Below are 3,222 nucleotides of genomic sequence, written 5' to 3' on the forward strand. Positions count from 1 at the left end.
GGATTGCAGATCTTATGGTCGACTTACGCAAAACCTATGAACAGAAATTAACCAGGAATCATTTATTTGCCTGGCACACGCTGTTGCTTAGCAGCGAGCCAAATATGAAGGTTGGTGTCTGGCGTGACCATCCCGAACCCATGCAGGTTATTTCTGGTGCGCTGGGTAAAGAAAAGGTGCATTTTGAAGCACCGCCATCAGCAAAGGTACCCCAGGAAATGGATGGCTTTATCGCCTGGTTTAATGAAAGTGGACCAGGAGGTGTCTCTGAAATCAAACAAGCGCCTGTTAGGGCAGCGATAGCCCACTTATACTTTGAATCCATACATCCTTTTGAAGATGGGAATGGCAGAATAGGTCGGGCCATTGCAGAGAAAGCGTTGTCGCAAGGCGTCGGGCGACCTGTATTGCTGAGTTTATCTAAAATTATTGAGGCGAACCGAAGAAATTATTATACTGCATTGGAAGCTGCCCAACAATCAATGGAGATTACAGCATGGCTAAAATATTTTCTTAGCGTGATTATAGCGGCACAACAGGATACCGAAGACCAGGTCGATTTTGTGCTAAAAAAAACGATGTTTTTTGATCGCTATAGGGAGCAGTTCTCTGAACGGCAGCTAAAAGTAATTAAAAGGGTACTTGAAGAAGGACCGAAAGGTTTTGAAGGTGGCATTAATGCCAGTAAATATGGTGCGATGACCAAGGTGTCTAAAGCGACCGCAACAAGGGATCTTCAGGATTTGTTGGCTATGGGGGCAATAATTCCCTTTGGCGAGGGCGGAGGTAGGAGCACCCGATACCAGTTAGGTTTGTATAGCTATTAATGAAGTGGTCTCTTTCCTTATAATTCCCATGCCTATGTAATCTTTAATAAAAAAATCCCAATTACTAAACCTCTATTGCAGTTTTCGCTTAAAAAACGTATTTTTGCCCGGCAAATAGTAACTCCTAAATTATTTGCTATGCAACTCGATCCCAACAAATTTATAGCCGAAGGACTAACATACGATGACGTATTATTAGTACCTGCATATTCTGAAGTTCTGCCACGCGATGTGGATACCGGAACCTACCTTACCAAGAAAATCCGTTTAAATGTTCCTGTAGTATCTGCTGCCATGGATACCGTTACCGAAGCAAACCTGGCCATTGCCATTGCACAGGCTGGTGGTATAGGCATGCTGCACAAAAACATGAGCATTGAGCGTCAGGCAGAAGAGGTAAGGAAAGTTAAACGCTCCGAAAGTGGTATGATCCAGGATCCAATTACCTTGTTGAAAGATGCAACCGTAGCTGATGCTTATAAAATTACTCAAACATATAAAATAGGGGGTATCCCTGTTATTGATGCAGATAATAAATTAGTCGGCATCATCACCAACCGCGATTTACGTTTCCAGAAAAACATGTCCTTGAAGATTGGTGATGTCATGACACGTGAAAACCTGATCACTGCTCCAGAAGGAACAACTTTATTACAGGCAGAAGAAATTTTGCAGAACTATAAAATCGAAAAACTTCCAATTATTGATCAGGATGGTCGTTTAGCCGGTTTAATTACGTTTAAAGACATACAAAAATATAAAAACTATCCTAAAGCCTGTAAAGACGAAAGAGGCCGTTTACGCGTAGGTGCTGCGGTTGGCGTTGCAGCAGATAACATTGACCGGGTAGCTGCTTTGGTAGCTGCTGGTGTTGACGTGGTAACGGTTGATACCGCCCATGGACATTCCAAAGGCGTAATCGACATGGTGATTGCCATTAAACAACGTTTCCCTGATTTACAGGTTATCGCTGGTAACATTGCAACTGCCGATGCCGCAAGAGCTTTGGCTGCTGCTGGTGCTGATGCTGTTAAAGTGGGTATCGGTCCAGGTTCCATTTGTACCACCAGAATTATTGCTGGTGTAGGTGTACCACAATTATATGCCGTATATGAATGTGCACAGGCGTTAATCGGTACCGGGATCCCTGTTATCGCCGATGGTGGAATCAAACAAACAGGCGATATTGTAAAAGCAATCGCTGCGGGTGCAAGTAGCATCATGGCAGGTTCATTATTTGCTGGTGTTGAAGAGTCGCCAGGTGAAACAATCATTTATGAAGGTCGTAAATTCAAATCTTACCGTGGTATGGGTTCTGTTGAAGCCATGCAGCAAGGTTCAAAAGACCGTTATTTTCAGGATGAGGAAGATGTGGTAACCAAACTGGTTCCAGAAGGTATTGTTGGTCGTGTAGCTTATAAAGGTACTTTAGCCGAAGTCATTTACCAATACGTTGGAGGTTTAAGGGCTGGAATGCACTACTGTGGTGCAGCAACCATTGATGATTTACAGCAAGCAAAATTTGTGAGAATTACCGCTGCAGGGATGAGAGAAAGTCACCCGCACGATATTTCTATCACTAAAGAAGCGCCAAACTACTCTCGTTAATTATTTTTAAAAATAGATCAATGATCAAATCGCTTTGCGTGTATTGCGGTGCAAATTTTAATGGAGATCCTCTGCTGCTTCAGGCAATAGAGGATCTTGCTTTTACCATGGTTAAACAGCACATCACTTTGGTATACGGCGGTGGCAGTGTAGGGGTGATGGGTGTATTAGCCGACGAGGTGTTAAAACACGGTGGCAAGGTAATTGGCGTTATCCCTCAGTTTTTGATGGACAAGGAAGTGGGCCATAAGGGCATCACCGAAATGGTGATCACCAGTAACATGCACGAGCGGAAACAGCGTATGGCCGATCTTTCTGATGGCTTTGTGGTGCTGCCAGGCGGCTTTGGTACCCTTGAGGAGTTTTTCGAGGTGTTAACGTGGTTACAATTAGGTTTACATGGTAAACCCATTGGCGTACTCAACGTAGGCGGTTATTACGATCACCTGTTCCTGCAGATGGAAGTGATGGTACAACATCGTTTTTTAAAACAAAACAATAAGGACCTTGTCTTTAACGAAGCCATCCCTAAGGTGCTTATCGAAAAAATGAGTAGTTTTTCGGCTACTCCCGATGAAGTCTGGTTTAAAGACCGTAACCTTACTTAGTTAGTGCCCATCTGTATGTCTTAGCTTCTAATTTAAAGGGCCCTGCCTGGTCAATATTAATAATAAAGCCCGCCTGGACAATCATTGCGGGGCAAAAATCTTTGCTGTTCAATACCACATCTCCTGCAAAGGTGTTCTGCACATAATTTAACGAAATCGCGATTACAGTAAACCATCCT

General features: G+C 43.5%; 4 protein-coding genes. 3 read left to right on the plus strand and 1 reads right to left on the minus strand.

Features of this window, described 5'->3' with window-relative positions; genetic code table 11:
- From ACR2F3_RS12455 to ACR2F3_RS12465, 3 genes are all read left to right on the plus strand, one after another.
- Nucleotides 1-827: Fic family protein (locus ACR2F3_RS12455; RefSeq protein ID WP_432710301.1), on the plus strand; the 827-nt coding region annotated here is incomplete at its 5' end.
- 138 nt (nucleotides 828-965) lie between these two features.
- Nucleotides 966-2,435: an IMP dehydrogenase gene (gene guaB / locus ACR2F3_RS12460; protein WP_432710302.1), complete on the plus strand. Its 1,470-nt coding sequence runs from the start codon at nucleotides 966-968 to the stop codon at nucleotides 2,433-2,435.
- Nucleotides 2,436-2,455: 20 nt separating this feature from the next.
- On the plus strand, nucleotides 2,456-3,043 hold the full coding sequence (locus tag ACR2F3_RS12465; RefSeq protein WP_432710303.1) for a TIGR00730 family Rossman fold protein: 588 nt from the start codon (nucleotides 2,456-2,458) through the stop codon (nucleotides 3,041-3,043).
- Here ACR2F3_RS12465 and ACR2F3_RS12470 read toward each other — a convergent pair.
- A partial coding sequence (locus ACR2F3_RS12470) for a hypothetical protein (protein WP_432710304.1) occupies nucleotides 3,036-3,222 on the minus strand: 187 nt, incomplete at its 5' end. The genes ACR2F3_RS12465 and ACR2F3_RS12470 overlap by 8 nt on opposite strands.

This window comes from Pedobacter sp., from assembly GCF_045627485.1.
In the GTDB taxonomy this organism is placed as follows: domain Bacteria; phylum Bacteroidota; class Bacteroidia; order Sphingobacteriales; family Sphingobacteriaceae; genus Pedobacter.

Excerpts from the sequence above, each read along its gene's own strand:
- ACR2F3_RS12465 (WP_432710303.1), top strand. The coding sequence starts at position 2,456 with ATGATCAAATCGCTTTGCGTGTATTGCGGTGCAAATTTTAATGGAGAT.
- guaB (WP_432710302.1), top strand. The coding sequence starts at position 966 with ATGCAACTCGATCCCAACAAATTTATAGCCGAAGGACTAACATACGAT.